The organism is Streptomyces sp. NPDC033131, from assembly GCF_055578365.1.
In genome coordinates, this window is sequence record NZ_JBVIPA010000036.1 from 84,466 (window position 1) to 103,501 (window position 19,036).

The following is a 19,036-nucleotide window of genomic DNA, read 5'->3' on the forward strand; positions in this document are numbered from 1 at the left end:
CGGCCGGGCTCCTGCGACCACCCGCTGGGTTCCTGTGCATGCTGGCCGGGCTCCTGCGACCACCCGCTGGGTTCCTGTGCATGCTGGCCGGGCTCCCGCGACCACCCGCCGGGTTCCCGTGCCTGTCGGCCGGGCTCCTGCGGCTGTCCATCGGGGTCCCGTGCCTGCTGTTCGGATTGCCGTGGTTGTTCGCCGGGTTCCCAGGTCTGTTCGCCGGGCTCCGGTCCCCGTTCTGTGGGCTCCGTGGTGTGGACGTTTGTGCGGTGCCGGGCGAGATACGTGCTTCTCGACTCCCACCGGACGCTGCCGCCCGCCCGTACCTCCGTGACCACGACGGCCTCCGTGCCGCGCCGGTGCGGCACCAACCGCTCGACGCCCACGGTGAGTTCGTACTCTCCGGTGGCCGGGAGCGCCTGGTACCGGGTGATCTCGATCGACGTGTGGACGAGTCCGAGCAGCGGCAGCGGGAAGTCCCGCCCGCTCATCAGCCGCATCGCGAGCGGAAAGCCCAGGACGTGCGGATACGTCACCGGCAGCGCGTCGTCCCCGGTGGCGAAGCCGCACACCCGCTCGTACGCGGCCAGCCGGGCGAGGTCGACGCGCAGGCCGGGCAGCACCAGCCGGGTGCGGGGGAAGTCCGCGTCCGGGCGGGGGCGTTTGAAGGGGGAGAGCAGCGCGCCGCGGGCGAGCAGGGGCGCGAGGGCGGGCGGCCGGGTGAGGACGACGGACATCACGCCCCCGGCAGGCTCTGGCCGCGGACCCGCACCAGGGCGGCCGGATGCGGCAGCCCCGGCCGGCGGATCGGGAAAGGGCCGGGCGCGGTGCCGGTGAACCTCAGGCAGCGGTCGGCCATGGCCGTCTCCCCACGCGGATCTCTGCTTACTCCGAAGTAATGTTACCGCAGGTAAGGCGAGAGCGTGCCTGGTGGGCGGTTGGCGGCGGCGACACGGGAGCGTACCTGAGGGTCGCTCACATAACCTCCGAGGTTGCACATCCCCGGCCCCGGACCACCCCCGAACCCGCACGAACCTTCCACGACGGCGCCGTACGATCACCGTCTTAACCCGCGGTAACCCGTCAGCCGCGCACCGCTGGTGAACGCCCCGGTACGTCCCGTACGTACCACATGCAACAGAGCGGAACACTGTTGCACGCCCCTGGAGCTGCCCCATGTCCCTCGCCTACACGTCCGGTCACGACTACGACGGTGCGCCCGTGCTCGTGGAACCGGAGATCCGGCGGCTGGACGGAGAGGTCCGGGAGGTTTCCGTCCCGCCGATCGTCCCGCCGGTCACGTACGGGTCGCTCGCCGACCTGCCCTTCGACAACGCGGACGCGGCGCCGGAGGACCCGGTGCTCAGCCGCCGTACCGAGGAGGGCGGCTGGGCGGACCTGACGGCGGCCGAGTTCGCCGGGGAAGTGCTCGCCCTCGCGAAGGGGATGATCGCGGAAGGGCTGGTGCCGGGCGACCGGGTCGCGATCATGGCGCGCACGACGTACGAGTGGACGCTCCTCGACTTCGCCGCCTGGGCCGCCGGCCTCGTCACCGTCCCGATCTACCCGACCTCCTCCGTCTACCAGACCCGCTGGATCCTCCAGGACTCGGGCGCGGTGGCCCTGGTGACGGAGACGGTCGCCCAGGCCTCGGCACTGGGCCCCGAACTCAGCCACCTCCCCGACCTGCGCCACATGTGGATCCTGGAGAAGAACCACCTGGAGCGCCTGGCCGAGCTCGGACAGCAGGTACCCGACCAGGAGATCGCCGTACGGCGCGGGGTGCTGGGCCCCGACACGCTCGCCACCGTCGTCTACACCTCGGGCACCACCGGCCGCCCCAAGGGCTGCGCCCTCACACACGGCAACTTCCTGGCCGAGGTCGACAACGCGATCGAACTCCTGCACCCCGTCTTCAAGTCGAAGACGGCCGGCGAACTCTCCACCCTCCTCTTCCTGCCCATGTCCCACGTCTTCGGCCGCATGGTGGCCGTCGCCTGTGTCCGCGCCCGGGTCCGCCTCGGCCACGCGCCGAGCCTGAAGGCGGAGGACCTGCTCGCCGACCTCGGCAGCTTCAAACCCACGTTCCTGCTGGTCATCCCGTACATGCTGGAGAAGGTCTTCAACAACGCGCGCGCCAAGGCGGAGAGCGGCGGCCGGGTCGCCCTCTTCGACCGCGCGACCCGCGTGGCCGGCCGCTACGCCGAGGCGGTCGAGGCCCGCAAGGCCGGCACCGGCAGCGGCCCCGGCCCGGCCCTCAAAGCGGCCCGCGCCTGCTACGACCCCCTCGTCTACCGCCGCATCCGCAACGCCATGGGGGGCCGCATCCGCCACATCATCTCCGGCGGCTCCCCCCTTGGCCGCCCCATCGCGGCCTTCTTCGCGGGCGCGGGCATGGAGATCTACGAGGGCTACGGCCTCACCGAGTCGACCGGCGCCGCCACCGTCACCCCGCCCCTCAGACCCCGTCTCGGCACCGTCGGCTGGCCCCTGCCCGGCACCAAGGTCCGCATCGCCGCGGACGGCGAGATCCTCCTGAGCGGCGGCCAGGTCTTCCGCGGCTACTGGGACCCGCACGGCAACGGCCTGATCCCCTCGTCCTCCGACGGCTGGTTCCCGACGGGCGACATCGGCCGCCTGGACGACGAGGGCTACCTGACGATCACCGGCCGGAAGAAGGAGATCCTCATCACGGCGGGAGGGAAGAACGTGGCCCCGGCGCCGCTCGAGAACTGGCTCCGCTCCCATCCCCTGATCTCCCAGTGCATGGTCCTCGGCGACACCCGCCCCTACATCTCCGCCCTCATCACCCTCGACATGGACGGCGTCAGCCACTGGCGCCGGATGAACGGCAAGCACTCCGTCCCGCCGGAACTCCTCGTGAACGACGAGGAGCTGAGAGCGGTACTCCAGCGCGCGGTCGACGAGGCCAACAAGCTGGTCTCCCGCCCGGAGTCGATCCGCCGTTTCACGATCCTGCCGAAGGACTTCTCGGAGCAGGCCGGCCACCTGACCCCGTCGATGAAGCTGCGCAGGGAAGCGGTCATGAAGGACTTCGCGCAGGAGGTGGAGGGGCTGTACGAGCGGTGAGAGGGCGTCTCACCCCAAGTCCGGTTCATGTCTGGTTCAGGCCAAGGAAGTTGCTCCAGCCGCACGGCCCTTGACTTCCCAAGGCCCCCGCGCGACATTCCCGTCCCGCACCTCCATCGTTCCCGGCGGGCTGGAGCAGCCATGACCACGAGCGCGGACCCTGAGAGACGACGCACCGGACCGACCGGCGGCCCTTCCCGAAGACACCTGCTCGCCGGCGCCGCCGGTGCCGGCCTCGCCGTCGCGGCCGGGGGCCGGCAAGGCGCCCGTGCGGCCGACCTGCCGCTCCTCGGTACCTACGACGTCGTCGTCATCGGGTCCGGCGCCGCCGGGATGACCGCCGCGCTCACGGCCGCCAAGCGGGGGCTGAGCTGTGTCGTGGTCGAGAAGGCGAACACCTTCGGAGGGTCGGCCGCCCGCTCCGGCGCCGGGATCTGGATTCCCAACAACCCCGTGATCCTCGCCGCCGGCGTGCCCGACACCCCCGCCAAGGCCGCCGCCTACCTGGCCGCCGTCGTCGGGGCCGACGTCCCCGCCGACCGGCAGCGGGCCTTCCTCGCCCACGGGCCCGCCATGCTCTCCTTCGTCATGGCCAACAGCCCGCTGCGGTTCCGCTGGATGGAGGGGTACAGCGACTACTACCCCGAGCTCCCCGGCGGCCTCCCGAACGGCCGCTCCATCGAGCCCGACCAGCTCGACGGCAACCTCCTCGGCGCCGAACTCGCCCGCCTCAACCCGCCCTACCTCCAGGTCCCGGCCGGCATGGTCGTCTTCAGCGCCGACTACAAGTGGCTCGCCCTGGCCGCGGTGAACGCGAAGGGCATCGCCGTCGCGGCCGAGTGCCTGGCCCGGGGCACGAAGGCCGCCGCACTGGGGCAGAAGCCGCTCACCATGGGCCAGTCGCTGGCCGCGGGGCTGCGCCTCGGACTCCGGACCGCGGGAGTGCCGGTCCGGCTCGGCACCCCGCTCACCGAGCTCTTCGTCGAGGGCGGGAAGGTGACCGGCGCCGTGGTCACCCAGGGCGGCACCCCCGGCCTGCTCCGCGCCCGGCGCGGGGTCGTCGTCGGATCCGGCGGATTCGAGCACAACGCGGCGATGCGGGCGCAGTACCAGCAGCAGCCGATCGGCACGGACTGGACCGTCGGCGCGAAGGAGAACACCGGGGACGGAATCCGGGCGGGCCACCGCGTGGGAGCCGACCTCGCCCTCATGGACGACGCCTGGTGGGGTCCGGCCATCCCGCTCCCCGGCCAGCCGTACTTCTGCCTCGCCGAACGCACCCTCCCCGGCGGCCTGCTGGTCAACGCGGCGGGGCGCCGGTTCGTCAACGAGGCCGCGCCCTACAGCGACGTCGTCCACACCATGTACGAGCGCCACCCCACCGACCCCGACATCCCGGCCTGGCTGATCACCGACCAGAACTACCGCAACCGGTACCTCTTCAAGGACGTGGCGCCGGCCTTCCCGTTCCCGGACGACTGGTACAGCTCCGGCGCGGCCCACAAGGCCTGGACCCTGGACGCCCTGGCGACCGCCATCGGCGTCCCCGCGGCCGCCCTGCGCACCACCGTCGACCGCTTCAACTCCCTCGCGGTGAAGGGCGACGACCCCGACTTCGGGCGTGGCGACAGCGCCTACGACCACTACTACACGGACCCCGCCGTCCTCCCCGACTCCTGCCTCGCGCCCCTGTGGCTGCCCCCGTACCACGCCTTCAAGATCGTCCCCGGTGACCTCGGCACCAAGGGCGGCCTGCGCACCGACGCCCGGGCCCGCGTCCTGCGCCCCGACGGCTCGGTCATCCCCGGCCTGTACGCCGCCGGGAACGCCAGCGCCGCCGTGATGGGGCACAGCTACGCGGGCGCGGGCTCGACGATCGGTCCGGCGATGACCTTCGGGTACATCGCGGCACTGGACCTCGCGGGCGCGCTCTAGCCGACGGCCCGCGGCGGCTTCCGGGCGATCAGGGCCGCCTGCGGGGTCGGCTCCCCGAGCGTGTCGTCCGGCTCGCGCACCGTCCGCGAGACAAGGACGAAGCCGGCCGCCGACAGCAGTTCGGCGACGGCCTCCGGCCGCCTGCGCTGGAAGCCCAGCGACACCCGGTGGCCGAAGGGGCGGTCGTGGTACCGGGGCTCGTCGCCGACCTGGAAGGCGACGAGCAGGTGGCCGCCGGGTGCCAGCACGCGGTGGAACTCGGCGAAGAGGCCGGGCAGCCGGTCCACAGGGGTGTGGATGGACGAGTACCAGGACAGGACCCCGGCGAGCGCCCCGTCGGCGAGCTCCAGCTCCAGCATCGAGCCCTGCTGGAAACGCAGGCCGGGGTGCTCCCGGCGGGCGATCGCCAGCATCGACTCCGACAGGTCCAGCCCGAACACGGGCAGGCCGAGCGAGGCCAGGTACGCGGTCACCTCCCCGGGCCCGCAGCCCAGGTCCGCCACCTCACCGTCGGCTCCGCCCGCGGTGACGAGTTCGGCGAACCCGGTGAGCACGGCCCGGTCCAACGGCCTCTTCGCGAGCGCGTCCAGGAACCGGGCGGCGTAGTCCTCGGCCACGGTGTCGTAGAAGGTGCGGGTGGCGGTCAGGAAATCGGCTTCGGTCATGGGCGGGGACCCTAGCGGCAGCCACTGACAGCCGCCCCGGCCGCCGGCCGGGCCCCTCCCGCGGCCCGCGACCCGCCGCCACTCCGGCCGCCGCCACTCCGGCCGCCGCTACTTTAAGCAAAGGCAGGAGCCCCGTCGCCTTGCGGCGCGGGGCTCCTTGGGTACTGCTGTCGATTCCGGATCAGAGCTTTGGGCTCATGAACTCAGACAGGGGTGACGTTCTCCGCCTGCGGGCCCTTCGGGCCCTGGGTCACGTCGAAGGAAACCTGCTGGTTCTCCTCCAGCGAGCGGAAGCCGCTCGCGTTGATCGCGGAGTAGTGGACGAAGACGTCGGGGCCGCCGCCTTCTTGGGCGATGAAGCCAAAGCCCTTTTCGGCGTTGAACCACTTCACGGTTCCGGTAGCCATAAGCCCTCCTTGGGCCCAAAGGGTTGCCCTGCTCCAGAACCTGCAAGTGTGAAAACAAAAATGCCGCACAACTGCATACGTCTGAAAACGACTAGAGCCCGCGGTCACATGCTCCGCAGGCTCTGTACTGCAAGGGAAACCAAACTGCAACTTGCGGCGAGCCTAGCATGCAGGCAGCCGAATGCAATAGAGGTCAAGATCACGTCACCCGGACGTTTGAAAGAGCCGTCTCGGGCTTGACAGATCCGAGTCCGACCCTGAGCCCTGCACGCTACCCCATGGGGTCTAGTCTCGCGATGTGGACATTTCTCGCACCCGGCCGCGCGTCGGCCACATCCAGTTCCTCAACTGCCTGCCCCTGTACTGGGGGCTCGCGAGAACCGGCACGCTCCTCGACTTCGAGCTGACCAAGGACACCCCGGAGAAGCTCAGCGAGCAGCTGGTGCGGGGAGACCTCGACATCGGGCCCATCACGCTGGTCGAGTTCCTGAGGAACGCGGACGACCTGGTCGCCTTCCCGGACATCGCGGTGGGCTGCGACGGCCCGGTGATGTCCTGCGTGATCGTCTCGAAGGTCCCGCTCGACGAGCTGGACGGCGCCCGGGTCGCGCTCGGCTCGACCTCGCGCACCTCCGTACGCCTGGCCCAGCTCCTTCTGTCGGACCGTTACGGCGTGCGGCCCGACTACTACACCTGTCCGCCCGACCTGAGCCTGATGATGCAGGAGGCCGAGGCGGCCGTACTCATCGGGGACGCGGCACTGCGGGCGAACCTGCTCGACGGGCCCAGGTTCGGGCTCGAAGTGCACGACCTCGGTGCGCTGTGGAAGGAGTGGACGGGGCTGCCGTTCGTCTTCGCGGTGTGGGCGGCCCGCCGGGACTACCTGGAGCGCGAGCCTGCCATCACCCGCAAGGTGCACGAGGCCTTCCTCGCCTCCCGCAACCTCTCCCTGGAGGAGGTCGGCAAGGTCGCCGAGCAGGCGGCCCGCTGGGAGGCCTTCGACGAGCAGGTCCTGGAGCGCTACTTCACGACCCTCGACTTCCGCTTCGGCGACCCGCAGCTCGCGGCGGTCGCCGAGTTCGCCCGCCGGGTGGGCCCGACGACCGGTTTCCCCGCGGATGTGAAGGTCGACCTGCTCCAGCCATGAGGCGCGGCGGCCTTCAGGGCTACGCTGCCCAGGACGTGAGGCGTACGGGGGAGGAATGACGCCATGCAGCCGCTCGGAGTCGACGAACCCACGGTCGTGGGGCCCTACCGGCTGCTCGGCCGGCTCGGCTCCGGCGGCATGGGCCGGGTCTACCTCGGCCGCAGCGCCGGCGGCCGCACGGTCGCCGTGAAGATCGTGCACCCGCACTTCGCCCTGGACGAGGAGTTCCGCGCCCGCTTCCGCCGCGAGGTCGACGCGGCGCGCCGGGTCGGCGGCGCCTGGACCGCGCCGGTCCTGGACGCGGACCCGCACGCCGCGGTGCCGTGGGTGGCGACCGCCTACGCGGCGGGGCCGTCGTTGTCGGCGGCGGTCGCGGACGGGGGCGCGCTGCCCGCGCGTTCGGTACGGGCGCTGGGAGCGGGGCTCGCGGAAGCGCTCACGGCGGTGCACGAACTGGGGCTGGTGCACCGGGACGTGAAGCCGTCGAACGTGCTGCTCACGCTGGACGGACCGCTGCTGATCGACTTCGGTATCGCGCGGGCCACGGACGGTACCGCCTCCCTGACCTCCAGCGGTGTCTCGATCGGCTCCCCCGGATACATGTCGCCCGAGCAGATCCTGGGCAACGGGGCGACCGGAGCGGCGGACGTCTTCTCGCTGGGCGCCGTGCTGGCGTACGCGGCGACCGGGGAGGCGCCCTTCCGCGGCGACTCCTCGGCGGCCCTGCTCTACCGGGTGGTCCACGAGCCCCCGGAACTGGGCTCCCTCGACGACGACTTGCGGCCGCTGGTGGAAGCCTGCCTGGCCAAGGAGCCACAGGACCGGCCGACGCCCGCGGAAGTGGCCCGGAAGCTGGCACCCGAGGGCGCGGCGCGCCTGGTCGCGGGCGGGTGGCTGCCGGGGGTGCTGGTCGAGCAGGTCAGCCGGGGGGCCGTACGGCTGCTGAACCTGGAGACGGCACAGGAGGTGACGTCCGGGCCGGTGGAGTTCAGCAGGGCCTCGGAGGCGGCGCCTGCGCTGGGGGAGTTCGGCCCGCCACCGGTCATGGCTCCGACCCCGACCCCGACCCCGACCCCGACCCCGAGTCCGACTCCGACCTCGACTCCGGCTTCGGCTTCGGCGGCGGCTTCGGCCGCGGGGGAGACGCCCGCGCCGCCCGTCCCCGGGCCCCGGGACCCGCACGAGCCGCAGCCGCAGGACGCGGCACCCTCCGACCGCGGTCCCGGCAAGCTCTCCGTGTCCCTGTCCGCCACGGCGGCCCCCGCGGCCACCGGCCGAGGGCGCCGGCTCAGCTGCACGGTGGCCCTCGCTGTCGCGGGCGCGCTGGCTGCGGTGACGGTCGGCTCGGTGCTGGTGTTCGACCTGTTGCCGGACGACAACAGCCCCGGCGCCGCCGGGGACTCCGACAGCGCCCACTCCTCGGCACCGAGCACGAGCGCCGACAGCGACGCGGCCGTGGTACCGGTGAAGTACGTCGGTACCTGGGAGGGACAGGCCGCCGCGCTCGGCGGCACGCTTCCCATGGGGACCTTCCGGCTGACCGTCGGGAAGGCCGAGGTGGGCGAGAAGTTGGGCACACTGCGGCACACGGATGTGCTCGGCGGTGTCTGCGACGACGTACTGACCCTGAAGAGGGTGACGAACCGGCAGGTCGTGGCGACCGCCGTCGGCGCCGAGTCGAACCGGGGCGTGTGCAGCCAGGCCGCCCACACGGTCCGGATCACGCCGGTCGGCGACGACCTGCGGTACGACTCGGACAGCGAGGACTCGGGGCGGCCGCAGGCACGGCTGTCGAAGGTCGAGCGGGGATGACCGGTCTGTCCGGCCCGTTCGGTCTGTCCGGCCTGTTGATCGCCGTCGCCGCGGTGTGGGGCGCGGTGACGGGGGCGCTGGTGCCCCGCGCCGCCTACCGGTTCTCCGTGCCCCCGGAGGAGGCCTGGCGGCAGCGGTGTCCCGGCGGGCATCCGATCCGGGGGTGGCTCGGGCGGGCGCGGTGCGGGGGGTGCGCGGGCGGGGCCGTCGTGGTGGCGGCGGGCGACGGGACGGTCGTGACGAAGGTGTCCGCGCGGGGCAGGTACGGCCCCCGCACCCCCGTCCTCGCTCTCGTCACCGCCCTCCTCTGTGCCGGCCTCGCCGCCGCCACCGACACCCGGCCCGAGATCGCCGTCTGGCTGCTGCTCACGCCCATGGGGGTGCTGTTGGCCGTCGTCGACTTCCGGGTGCAGCGGCTGCCCGACGTGCTGACGCTGCCGCTCGCCGGCGCGGCCCTGGTACTGCTCGGGCTGGTCGCGCTGGTGCCCGAGCACGCCGGGAACTGGCCGTCCGCCGCGCTGGGCGCGCTCGCGCTCGGCGCCGGTTACCTCGTGCTGTGGCTGGTCAACCCCGGCGGCATGGGCTTCGGCGACGTGAAGCTCGCGCTCGGAGCGGGGGCCGTGCTCGGCTGGTACGGCTGGGGGACCGTGCTGCTCGGCACCCTCGCCGGGTTCCTGTGGGGGGCGCTGTACGGCGGTGCGCTCGTGGTGGCGCGGCGGGCCGGGCGCCGGACGGCGATCCCGTTCGGGCCGTTCCTGATCGCGGGCGCGTACCTGGGACTGCTGACGGGCGCGTACGCGGCCTGAAGGCCGGCGCCGAAAAGGGCTGGCGTAGGCTGGTTCGGACCGTCCTCACCCCATACGAAAGGGACGCCCCCGGTGACCGAGAAGGCCGACCTTCAGTCCGTCCTCGACCGTGCCGCCGAAGGTGGGCGCATCACCCCCGAGGAGGCGCTCCTCCTCTACCGCGACGCCCCGCTGCACGCGCTGGGCGCCGCCGCCGACGCCGTACGGCGGCGCAGGTACGCGGGGACCGAGCACATCGCGACGTACATCATCGAGCGCAACATCAACTACACCAACGTGTGCGTCACGGCGTGCAAGTTCTGCGCCTTCTACGCGCCCCCCAAGGACGCGGCCAAGGGCTGGACCCGCGACCTGGACGACATCCTGCGCCGGTGCGCGGAGACCGTCGAGCTCGGCGGGACGCAGATCATGTTCCAGGGCGGTCACCACCCGGACTACGGCGTCGAGTACTACGAGGAGCACTTCTCCGCCATCAAGCAGGCCTTCCCGCAGCTGGTCATCCACAGCCTGGGGGCGAGCGAGGTCGAGCACATGGCCCGGATCTCCAAGGTGAGTGTGGAGGAGGCCATCACGCGGATCCACGCGGCCGGTCTCGACTCCTTCGCCGGTGCCGGCGCCGAGTTGCTGCCCGAGCGTCCCCGCAAGGCGATCGCCCCGCTGAAGGAGTCCGGCGAGCGCTGGCTGGAGATCATGGAGACCGCGCACGGGCTGGGTGTGGAGTCCACCTCCACCATGCTGATGGGGACCGGCGAGACCAACGCCGAGCGCATCGAGCACCTGCGGATGATCCGTGACGTACAGGACCGGACGGGCGGCTTCCGCGCCTTCATCCCGTACACCTACCAGCCCGAGAACAACCACCTGAAGGGCCGTACGCAGGCCACGCTCTTCGAGTACCTGCGGATGATCGCCATCGCGCGGCTGTTCATGGACAACATCGCCCACATCCAGGGCTCGTGGCTGACCACCGGCAAGGAGGTCGGCCAACTGTCGCTGCACTACGGAGCGGACGACCTCGGCTCGATCATGCTGGAGGAGAACGTCGTCTCCTCCGCCGGCGCCAAGCACCGCTCCAACCGGATGGAGATCATCGACCTCATCCGCAAGGCGGGACGGGTCCCGGCCCAGCGGGCGACGACGTACGAGCACCTCGTCGTCCACGACGACCCGGCGAACGACCCCGTCGACGAGCGCGTCATGTCCCACATCTCCTCCACGGCGATCGCGGGCGGCACGGCTCATCCGGAGCTGAAGCTGCTCGCGTCCAACTAGGGCCCCGATGCTGACGATCCACACCGCCGGTCTCCTGGTCCTCGGGGACCGGCGGCCCGCCGTGCCCGACGGCGCGGTGCTGGTGGACGGCCGGGTGATCGCGGCCGTCGGCCCTTACGAGGAGCTGGCGGCGGCTCGTCCGACCGCCCGGGTGCGGCGCTGGCCGGGGCTGCTGACGCCGGGTCTGCTGAATCCTCACGGGCCCGAACTGCTGGAGCTGGCCTACCATCCGGATCCGCGCGAGGCCGACGAGCTGGGCACCGCGCCGCTGACCGGGGACGCGCTCGCGGCGCTCGTCGAGAGCGGCGCCCTGACCGACGCCCGCCGGGGTGCGAGCGCGCGGCGCGGGGTGCAGCGCATGCTCGCGCACGGGACCGTCGCGGTGGCGGGGGACCTGCGGCGGCCGGCGGTGGCCGACGCCGTGCACCGGGCGGGGCTGAGCGTCGAACAGCGCTTCGAGTCACCGACCGGTCCGCCTTCGCTCGACCCGCTGGCCGGGCGGAAACTGGCGGAGGCGATCCTCACCCCGTTGGCATCGCACCCCGGGGCGGACGCGACCTTCGCCGTCTTCGACGTCCCGGACGAGGCCGCGCTCACCGAACGCGGAGCGGTGACGTGCGTGGCGACGGTCGTCGGCGGACGCCTGGTGCACCGGCGCCGATAGCGCCCCGCTCAGCCTCCTCAGCCCGCGAACGCCTTGGCGAACGCCCCCGAACTCTGCTCCACCCCGCTGCAGTCGGTCAACGCGTCCTTCCGCGAGGCGTTGTCGTCCTCGCACCGCTGGTCCCGGAACGTCGACCACATCGACACCCAGGCGATCCCCTTCTCCTCCGCGAACGACCGCACCTGGGCGGCGTCCGAGAGCGTGAACGTCTCGTTGGCCACGTCGTTCACGCCGATCATCGACGTCAGCGCCATGCCCTGCCAGGCGGCCGCGTCCGCGAGCCCGAACACGTCCTTGAGCTGGCCATGGGCGGCCTTCGCGGAGGTGAGCGCGTAGTCGCCCATGTCGCCGCCGTACGACTCGCCGTAGTTCATCGTCATCAGGTTGACGGTGGAGACCTGCACGTCGTGCTCGTTGGCCGACCTGAGGAGGGCGAGGCTGTCGTCGTCGAGGCCGGAGGGCATGACCGGGAGCGTGAAGGAGACCTGGAGGCCGGTGCGTTCCTCCTGCAACGCCGCGATCGCCTCGGAGCGCAGGGCGACCGAGTCGGCGTCGGTGAGTTCGTCTCCCTCGATGTCGAAGTCGGCCTGGGCCGAGCCGGCCGCGTCCAGCGCCTTGCCGTACGCCTCCGCCAGCTCGGACGCGCTGCCGCAGGTCGCCGCCAGTTCCTCGCCGGAGGCGCCGCCGAAGGAGACGCGGACCGTGGCACCGTCCTCCTTGAGCTGCGCGATTCGGCCCGTCACCGCCGAGTCGGCGATGGCCTCCGTCCCGTTCCACTTCGGCGTGCAGTCGCCGCCGCCGGAGATCACGAAGGCCAGGTTGTACGTCGTCGGGGAGCCCGCCGAGTCGTTGCCGGACGCGGTCGTGGCGCTCACGTAGGGGGCGTACACGGTGCTCGGCGCGGCCTCCTCGGCACGGGACGCGCTCGACTGCTCCGGAGCGGAGGGCGCCGTCGCCGCCGCCGCGTCGGAGGTGTCGTCGGATCCCGCGGAGCACCCCGCGGTGGCCAGGGCAAACAGGCAGGTGAGCCCGGCCGCCGGCTTCAGGAAACTCCGCATTGAGTATGCTCCCGCTCTTGTGACCTCTGTCCCAGGCCGGAAACAAAGCGTGTTTCCGGAGTGGAAATGTCTCACACGGGCCGAGCTTCGGGCGGACGGGAGCCGCACAGGCGCTTCACGGGCAGAGGCGGTCAAAAGGTGCTTGACGGGCGGGTAATCCGGGCATTCAACTCCATTCCTTCCGCTCTCGGTTGCGCAGCCTTTCCGGGAATCTCTCAGCAGAATGACAGGGTTCCGTGTTTCTCATGGTTCTCTCACAAGCACGTCCGAGTTCAGGACACATAAAGGCTCCCTGATATCCGGAATACCCTGGGAATGCATTCCGAGCCTGCCCTCGACACCGCGCGGCTGTCGCCCCTGCCACCGCTGTGCACGGTCGCCGCCGCAAACGCGGCAACGGGTCCGAAGACGGGCCAGTGTTCGGCCATCGCGGCGTTCGTCCTGGCGTGCGGATGGGTGGAGGACGTGGCGGCGAAGAGGAAACCACGCCTGCTCCCCTGAGCGGGCACGCGGGGACGTACTGCAACAATGGCCCCCGTGACCCGCGCCTCCCTGAACAAGCAGCCGCACGAAGTCGCTTCGATGTTCGACGACGTGGCGGAACGGTACGACCTGACGAACGACGTGCTCTCGCTCGGTCAGGACCGGGTGTGGCGCAGAGAGGTCGCCAAGGCCGTCGACGCCCGGCCCGCGCAGAAGGTCCTCGACCTGGCCGCCGGTACGGCCACGTCCTCGCTGCCCTTCGCCCGCACCGGCGCGTACGTCGTCCCCTGCGACTTCTCCCTCGGCATGCTCCAGGTCGGCAAGCGCAAGCACACCTGGCTGCCGTTCACCGCGGGCGACGCCACGAGGCTGCCCTTCAAGGACGACACCTTCGACGCCGTCACCATCTCCTTCGGACTGCGCAACGTGCAGGACACCGACGCGGCGCTGCGCGAGATGTACCGGGTGACCAGGCCCGGCGGCCGGGTCGTGATCTGCGAGTTCTCGCACCCGACCTGGGCGCCCTTCCGGACCGTGTACACCGAGTACCTGATGCGTGCCCTGCCGCCGGTCGCGCGCGCGGTGTCGTCCAACCCGGACGCGTACGTCTACCTCGCCGAGTCCATCCGCGCCTGGCCCGACCAGCCCGCGCTGGCCGAGCGCCTGCAGAAGGCCGGCTGGTCGACGGTGGCCTGGCGGAACCTGAGCGGCGGGATCGTGGCGCTGCACCGGGGATTCAAGGCGAGCGGTCAGTAGGGCGAGCCGAACCCGGCCACGGCGAAGGGATCTCCCGGCTCGTCGAGCTCACGCTCCATACCGCCGCCGCCCGGGCGCGGTACGCGGGGCTCGTGCACGCCCGCACCGCCGCCGCCCTCACCCTCGCCGAAGTCGAACCACACGGTGACCACGGCCCCGTGCGGCACCGCGGCCCCGGGTGGCGGGTACTGGCGTACGACGTACTCCACGACCGTGCGGCGGAAGTCCGGCCGGTCGGGGGCGGCGAGAAGTACGCCGCCCGTCTCGGCCGCCTCGCGCGCGTCGACGGCCATCAGACCGACCAGCTTCGGCACCCGCACCTCGGGCGAATTGGGTGGTATGCGCAAGATGTCACCCCCAGCGGTACTGGCAGGGTAACCCCGGCCGGGCAGCGTCCGGAAGCGGCAGGTGTCTTTCTGTGACAGTTGGTTACTGTCGGTTATTCCGAACTGGTCTCCGGCTGTCTCCGGCTCTCTCCGGCTGTCTCCAGGTCGAGCCGGTAGCAGTGCCCTTCCCGCTCCGACGTCGGTGTCCGGAAGACCTCGGCGAGGCGCATGCCCAGCCTCCGGGTGACCGCGACGGACCGGGTGTTGCGGGCGTCGACCATGGCGACCACGCTCGGCACGCCCGCCGCCCGCAGCCGTTCCAGCGTGATGCGCGCGGCCGCGGTGGCGTAACCCCGGCCCCACTGCTCGCGCCCGAGCCGCCAGCCGATCTCGATCTCGCCCGTGGGCCCCCAGGTCCGCTCCCACGGCTGGGCGCCCGTGAAGCCGATGACCTGCCCGGACTCGTCGAGCATGGTCCACAGGCAGTATCCGCGCTCGGCGTCGTGGCGGCGCTGGCGGGCGGTGAGCTCTTCGTAGACGGACAGCTCCGCCGCTTTGCCGCCCTGGAACTCCATGACGTCCGGGTGGGCGAAGGTCCGGTGCCAGGCGACGGCGTCCTCGTCGGTGGGGACACGCAGCCGTACTACGGGCAGAGCTCGGTTCACTGGGCAGCCCTTCAGCCGGGTGATCAATTCTGCTGAATAGACTGCCCATGTCCAGTGCCCGCCGGCACGCAGATTCCGAACTTGGGGAGATCCCGCCGTGACCGAGCCCCTCTCCGAAAACACCGCCGATGTGATCGTCGTCGGCGCGGGGCCAGCCGGCTCCACCACCGCCTACCACCTCGCCAAGGCCGGGCTCGACGTACTCCTGCTGGAGAAGACCGAGTTCCCGCGCGAGAAGGTCTGCGGCGACGGACTCACCCCGCGCGCCACCAAGCAGCTCGTCGCCATGGGCATCGACATCTCGGAGGAGGCCGGCTGGCTGCGCAACAAGGGCCTGCGCATCATCGGCGGCGGCGTCCGTCTCCAGCTCGACTGGCCGGATCTCGCCTCCTTCCCGGACTACGGTCTCGTCCGCAAGCGCGACGACTTCGACGAGCAGCTCGCGCGCCAGGCGCAGAAGGCGGGCGCGCGGCTGTACGAGCGCTGCAACGTGGGCGCGCCCATCCTCGACGACCGCACCGGCCGCATCACCGGCGTGCACGCCAAGCTCGGTGACACCGGGGAGAAGCGCGAGGTCACCTTCCACGCGCCGCTCGTCGTCGCCGCCGACGGCAACTCGACCCGGCTCTCGCTGGCGATGGGCCTGCACCGCCGCGAGGACCGCCCGATGGGCGTCGCGGTCCGTACGTACTTCACCTCGCCGCGTCACGAGGACGACTACCTGGAGTCCTGGCTGGAACTGTGGGACCGGCGCGGGGCCGAAGACCGGCTGCTGCCCGGCTACGGCTGGATCTTCGGCATGGGTGACGGCACCTCGAACGTCGGCCTGGGTGTGCTCAACACCTCGGACTCCTTCAAGGAACTCGACTGGCGTGAGGTCCTGAAGGCCTGGTGCGCGTCGATGCCGGAGGACTGGGGCTACACCCCCGACAACATGACCGGGCCCATCCGCGGTGCCGCACTCCCCATGGCCTTCAACCGCCAACCGCACTACACCAAGGGCCTGCTCCTGGTCGGCGACGCCGGCGGCCTGGTCAACCCCTTCAACGGCGAGGGCATCGCCTACGCCATGGAGTCCGGCCAGATCGCCGCCGACGTCATCGTCCAGGCCCACGCCCGCTCGACCCCCGCGGGCCGCGAACTGGCCCTCCAGCGCTACCCCCGTGTCCTCAAGGACACCTACGGCGGCTACTACACGCTGGGCCGCGCCTTCGTGAAGCTCATCGGCAACCCGAAGGTCATGAAGATCGCGACCCAGCGCGGGCTGTCGCACCCCCTGCTGATGAAGTTCACGCTGAAGATGCTCGCGAACCTCACCGACCCGACGGGCGGCGACGCGATGGACCGCATCATCAACGGGCTGAGCAAGGTGGCGCCGAAGGCGTGACCGAGGCGGGACGGAAGTCTGCGGATCGGCAGAGCGCTGAGGCGGGGCGCGACTATCCGCTCAGAGCCTCGATGTTGGCGGCCCGGCGGGCGAAGACCTCGTCGCGCCGGTCCGCCACCTGCCGCAGCGCGTCCTTCCGCTCCCGCTTGGAGAGCCGGTCGAGATACACGTGCCCGTTCACATGGTCGGTCTCGTGGGCCAGGCAGCGGGCGAAGTACCCCGTGCCCTCGATGACGAGCGGCTCGCCGTGCTTGTCGAGCCCGCGCACGACGGCCAGGTCCGGACGGGGGACGTCCATCACGGCGCCGGGCACCGACAGGCAGCCCTCGTTCTCGTCGAGCAGCCGTCGCCCGGCCGGGTCGAGGGGATCCAGCACGGGGTTGACGATGTGCCCGACATGCCGGACACCGTCGTCGTCCGGGCAGTCGTAGACGAACAGCCGCAGCCCGACGCCGACCTGGTTCGCGGCCAGTCCCGCGCCGTCGGCCACGTACATCGTCAGGAACATGTCGTCGATGAGCGCGGCGAGGTCGGGACCGAACTCGGTCACGTCCCGGCACGGCTTGTGCAGAACCTCCTCACCCACCTCGGTGATACGCCGGACCGACCCGCGCCGGGCCTCGGGAGAAAGCGGGGGGTACGAGTCGACGGGCTTCCCCTGGACGAAAACGCTCGGCATGACTGGTTCTCCTGTCCTGTGTGGAAGCACAGGACATCAGAACAGGCACGGCAGCCCCAGAAGCAGACCGGCCAGACCGGCCAGACCGGCTTGACGAGGCGCGCGGTGAGCAGAAAGGGACCGCTGCCCCCGAGCGGCTGCGGTCCCTTCCGTACGGTTGTGCGTCAGAGCACCCGCACCGCTCCGGTGGGCGGGTCGTAGGACATCGGCTTCTCGGCGACGCCCGTGGACGGGTTCTGCGCGCCGACGAACATGCCGTCGCCGACGTACACCGCCACGTGGTACGCACTGCCCGCGCTGCCCCAGTACAGGATGTCGCCCGGCTGCAGGTTGTCGAGCGAGACCTGGGTGCCGGCGGTCGACTGGTCCTGCGAGACGCGCGGCAGGCTGACGCCGATCTGGTTGAAGGCGGCCTGGACGAGGCCCGAGCAGTCCCACGAGTTGGGGCCGGTGCCGCCGGAGACGTAGGCGTCGCCGACCTGCGCCTTGACGAAGGCGATGACCGCGGCGGCCGAACCGGTGGCCGTGGACGTGCTGGTGGACGTGTCTGCGCTCGCCGAGGCGGACAGGGTGGCCCGCTCGGTGGTGCGGGACGCGCGCTCGGCAGCGGCCTTGCGAGCGGCCTCCTCGGCGGCCTTCTTCCTGGCCTCGGCCTTCTGCTTCGCCTCCGCGAGGTCCGCCTTGGCCTGCTTCGCGGCCTTTGCGGCGGCTGCGTCACGCTCAGCCTGCAGCTGGTAGTTCGCCGCCGCCTGCTGCGTGGCGTCGGCGGACTCGGCGACCTGCGCGGCCAGGTCGGCCGTCAGGGTGGGCAGTTCGAGCGTCTGCGTCACGGGTTCGGCAGCGTTCGCCGAACCTGACGCCCCGGCCACTGCCAGGGTGCTGAGAACGCCACCGGCAACTCCGGCCCGCATCGCGATTTTCGACGCGCTGCGGCGGGGTTTCCGGTGGCTGCGTATGTGAGCGGTGTGGGACATGAGAACAACCGGTATCAGGGGCTCCTCCATACCTTCAAGAAACGTGTGGTGCGCCACAGTTGTTCAATCGGACCCCCGAACACCTGCCGCGTGGTCCTTTATTGACGCCGTAACGGACATTGCGGGCACGGGTCACCAAGCCCGTGATCACGCTCTTTCGCTGTTACGTCCTAATTGCCCGCCGCCTACCACTGGTTGGGACAGGTGGCCAACCCCGCTTCTCAGGTGCTTCTCATGGATGTGGTGGAGGTCACGCAACGGTTACGGATGTGGGTGCGTCCGGTGTGCGGAATCCGTCGGCCCGGGCTCGTGAATGTGTGCACGTGTCCACATCGCGCAGCGCGACTCCCTCTGATGTGTGAACGCGGCCCTCTACCAAGGCGCATGGTCCAGCACCAATTTGCATGCAAGGGAAGTCTCTTGATATGGAGACTCACCTTTCGACCTGCGCCGACGAGCGGAAATGTCACCTCTCGTGATCACTCGGACGCTTCTCGTACGAAGATCGACACTCATCTGACTTCATGATCCTTCATCAGGTGGTGGAGATCACAAAGCTTGTGCAATACCCCGTGTCGCAGATCACAGAGTGGCAGGCATAAGATGCGAGGCAGTTGGGCTTGTGACCTGCTTCACATGTTCGCGATCTTCGCCGGGATGGGCGAGGCCCGTGGGGCGTGTGAGGCGCAGCGAGCCCGATGTGCCATCGCCAGCAGTCAGTGCCGACTGAGAGGAGCGAGGAGCGGTGAACGCGTATGCGCCCATCCTCGTACTGGGAGCCCTCGGGGCAGGCTTTGCGATCTTCTCCGTGGTCATGGCCACGCTGATCGGTCCGAAGCGGTACAACCGCGCCAAGCTCGAGGCCTACGAGTGCGGAATCGAGCCGACCCCCACGCCGGCCGGCGGCGGGCGATTC

The 19,036-nt window shown here is 71.0% G+C and carries 19 protein-coding genes and 1 pseudogene; 11 read left to right on the top strand and 9 right to left on the bottom strand.

The genetic code is table 11. The annotated features are described in order from the left end of the window. Positions 1-731: pseudogene (locus ACZ5XS_RS34685) on the bottom strand (hypothetical protein); the annotation flags it as partial. Beyond that, positions 731-853, bottom strand: coding sequence for a hypothetical protein (locus ACZ5XS_RS34690; protein ID WP_468658098.1), 123 nt, complete (start codon positions 851-853; stop codon positions 731-733). The pseudogene ACZ5XS_RS34685 and the gene ACZ5XS_RS34690, both read right to left, overlap by 1 nt. A 317-nt stretch (positions 854-1,170) precedes the next feature. Between ACZ5XS_RS34690 and ACZ5XS_RS34695 the strand changes: the two genes are divergently transcribed. Next, positions 1,171-3,084, top strand: coding sequence for an AMP-dependent synthetase/ligase (locus ACZ5XS_RS34695; RefSeq protein WP_468658100.1), 1,914 nt, complete (start codon positions 1,171-1,173; stop codon positions 3,082-3,084). Positions 3,085-3,225: 141 nt separating this feature from the next. Beyond that, positions 3,226-5,019 carry a 3-oxosteroid 1-dehydrogenase gene (gene kstD / locus ACZ5XS_RS34700; protein ID WP_468658102.1) on the top strand — a complete coding sequence of 598 codons (1,794 nt, stop codon included), beginning with the start codon at positions 3,226-3,228 and terminating at the stop codon, positions 5,017-5,019. On the opposite strand, the gene ACZ5XS_RS34705 is transcribed toward kstD, so the two are convergent. Together ACZ5XS_RS34705 and ACZ5XS_RS34710 are read right to left on the bottom strand one after the other, a co-directional pair. Further along, positions 5,016-5,684 carry a class I SAM-dependent methyltransferase gene (locus ACZ5XS_RS34705; RefSeq protein WP_468658104.1) on the bottom strand — a complete coding sequence of 223 codons (669 nt, stop codon included), beginning with the start codon at positions 5,682-5,684 and terminating at the stop codon, positions 5,016-5,018. The genes kstD and ACZ5XS_RS34705 overlap by 4 nt on opposite strands. A gap of 203 nt (positions 5,685-5,887) precedes the next feature. Continuing rightward, positions 5,888-6,091: a cold-shock protein gene (locus ACZ5XS_RS34710; RefSeq protein ID WP_003992177.1), complete on the bottom strand. Its 204-nt coding sequence runs from the start codon at positions 6,089-6,091 to the stop codon at positions 5,888-5,890. Between the two features lie 298 nt (positions 6,092-6,389). Between ACZ5XS_RS34710 and ACZ5XS_RS34715 the strand changes: the two genes are divergently transcribed. The 5 genes from ACZ5XS_RS34715 (at position 6,390) to ACZ5XS_RS34735 (ending at position 11,792) form a co-directional block, all read left to right on the top strand. Next, positions 6,390-7,238: a menaquinone biosynthetic enzyme MqnA/MqnD family protein gene (locus ACZ5XS_RS34715; protein ID WP_468658106.1), complete on the top strand. Its 849-nt coding sequence runs from the start codon at positions 6,390-6,392 to the stop codon at positions 7,236-7,238. A gap of 63 nt (positions 7,239-7,301) precedes the next feature. Continuing rightward, positions 7,302-9,050 (top strand): serine/threonine-protein kinase, encoded by a 1,749-nt coding sequence (locus ACZ5XS_RS34720; RefSeq protein WP_468658108.1) that lies wholly within the window; start codon positions 7,302-7,304, stop codon positions 9,048-9,050. Further along, positions 9,047-9,856, top strand: coding sequence for a prepilin peptidase (locus ACZ5XS_RS34725; RefSeq protein ID WP_468658110.1), 810 nt, complete (start codon positions 9,047-9,049; stop codon positions 9,854-9,856). The genes ACZ5XS_RS34720 and ACZ5XS_RS34725 overlap by 4 nt, the downstream gene beginning before the upstream one ends. Before the next feature lie 72 nt (positions 9,857-9,928). Then, the gene (gene mqnC / locus ACZ5XS_RS34730) at positions 9,929-11,128 is read left to right on the top strand and encodes a cyclic dehypoxanthinyl futalosine synthase (protein WP_468658112.1); all 1,200 of its coding nucleotides are present in this window, start codon (positions 9,929-9,931) and stop codon (positions 11,126-11,128) included. Between the two features lie 7 nt (positions 11,129-11,135). Continuing rightward, a complete protein-coding gene (locus tag ACZ5XS_RS34735; RefSeq protein WP_468658114.1) occupies positions 11,136-11,792 on the top strand; it encodes an imidazolonepropionase-like domain-containing protein in 657 nt (218 codons plus the stop codon). A gap of 17 nt (positions 11,793-11,809) precedes the next feature. On the opposite strand, the gene ACZ5XS_RS34740 is transcribed toward ACZ5XS_RS34735, so the two are convergent. Next, positions 11,810-12,850, bottom strand: a complete 1,041-nt coding sequence (locus ACZ5XS_RS34740) for a chitinase (protein ID WP_468658116.1) — start codon at positions 12,848-12,850, stop codon at positions 11,810-11,812. Between the two features lie 315 nt (positions 12,851-13,165). Here ACZ5XS_RS34740 and ACZ5XS_RS34745 point away from each other — a divergent pair, with 315 nt between their 5' ends. Both ACZ5XS_RS34745 and ACZ5XS_RS34750 read left to right on the top strand, forming a co-directional pair. Further along, positions 13,166-13,351, top strand: a complete 186-nt coding sequence (locus tag ACZ5XS_RS34745) for a hypothetical protein (RefSeq protein ID WP_468658118.1) — start codon at positions 13,166-13,168, stop codon at positions 13,349-13,351. A gap of 36 nt (positions 13,352-13,387) precedes the next feature. Continuing rightward, positions 13,388-14,089: a demethylmenaquinone methyltransferase gene (locus tag ACZ5XS_RS34750; protein WP_468658120.1), complete on the top strand. Its 702-nt coding sequence runs from the start codon at positions 13,388-13,390 to the stop codon at positions 14,087-14,089. On the opposite strand, the gene ACZ5XS_RS34755 is transcribed toward ACZ5XS_RS34750, so the two are convergent. Both ACZ5XS_RS34755 and ACZ5XS_RS34760 read right to left on the bottom strand, forming a co-directional pair. After that, complete coding sequence (locus ACZ5XS_RS34755; RefSeq protein WP_254400720.1) at positions 14,083-14,382, bottom strand: PASTA domain-containing protein; 300 nt, start codon at positions 14,380-14,382, stop codon at positions 14,083-14,085. The two genes, ACZ5XS_RS34750 and ACZ5XS_RS34755, sit on opposite strands and share 7 nt — an antisense overlap. 146 nt (positions 14,383-14,528) lie before the next feature. Continuing rightward, positions 14,529-15,107 carry a GNAT family N-acetyltransferase gene (locus ACZ5XS_RS34760; protein ID WP_468658122.1) on the bottom strand — a complete coding sequence of 193 codons (579 nt, stop codon included), beginning with the start codon at positions 15,105-15,107 and terminating at the stop codon, positions 14,529-14,531. 70 nt (positions 15,108-15,177) lie between these two features. On the opposite strand from ACZ5XS_RS34760, the gene ACZ5XS_RS34765 reads away from it, so the two are divergent. Continuing rightward, positions 15,178-16,467: a geranylgeranyl reductase family protein gene (locus ACZ5XS_RS34765; RefSeq protein WP_217235283.1), complete on the top strand. Its 1,290-nt coding sequence runs from the start codon at positions 15,178-15,180 to the stop codon at positions 16,465-16,467. A gap of 52 nt (positions 16,468-16,519) precedes the next feature. Here ACZ5XS_RS34765 and def read toward each other — a convergent pair whose 3' ends face one another. Both def and ACZ5XS_RS34775 read right to left on the bottom strand, forming a co-directional pair. After that, positions 16,520-17,146: a peptide deformylase gene (gene def / locus ACZ5XS_RS34770; protein ID WP_468658125.1), complete on the bottom strand. Its 627-nt coding sequence runs from the start codon at positions 17,144-17,146 to the stop codon at positions 16,520-16,522. A gap of 164 nt (positions 17,147-17,310) precedes the next feature. After that, entirely contained in the window at positions 17,311-18,120 is an 810-nt protein-coding gene (locus ACZ5XS_RS34775) for a C40 family peptidase (RefSeq protein WP_217235281.1), read from the bottom strand. A 745-nt stretch (positions 18,121-18,865) separates the two neighbouring features. On the opposite strand from ACZ5XS_RS34775, the gene ndhC reads away from it, so the two are divergent. Beyond that, a partial coding sequence (ndhC, locus tag ACZ5XS_RS34780; RefSeq protein ID WP_468658132.1) for an NADH-quinone oxidoreductase subunit A occupies positions 18,866-19,036 on the top strand: 171 nt, incomplete at its 3' end.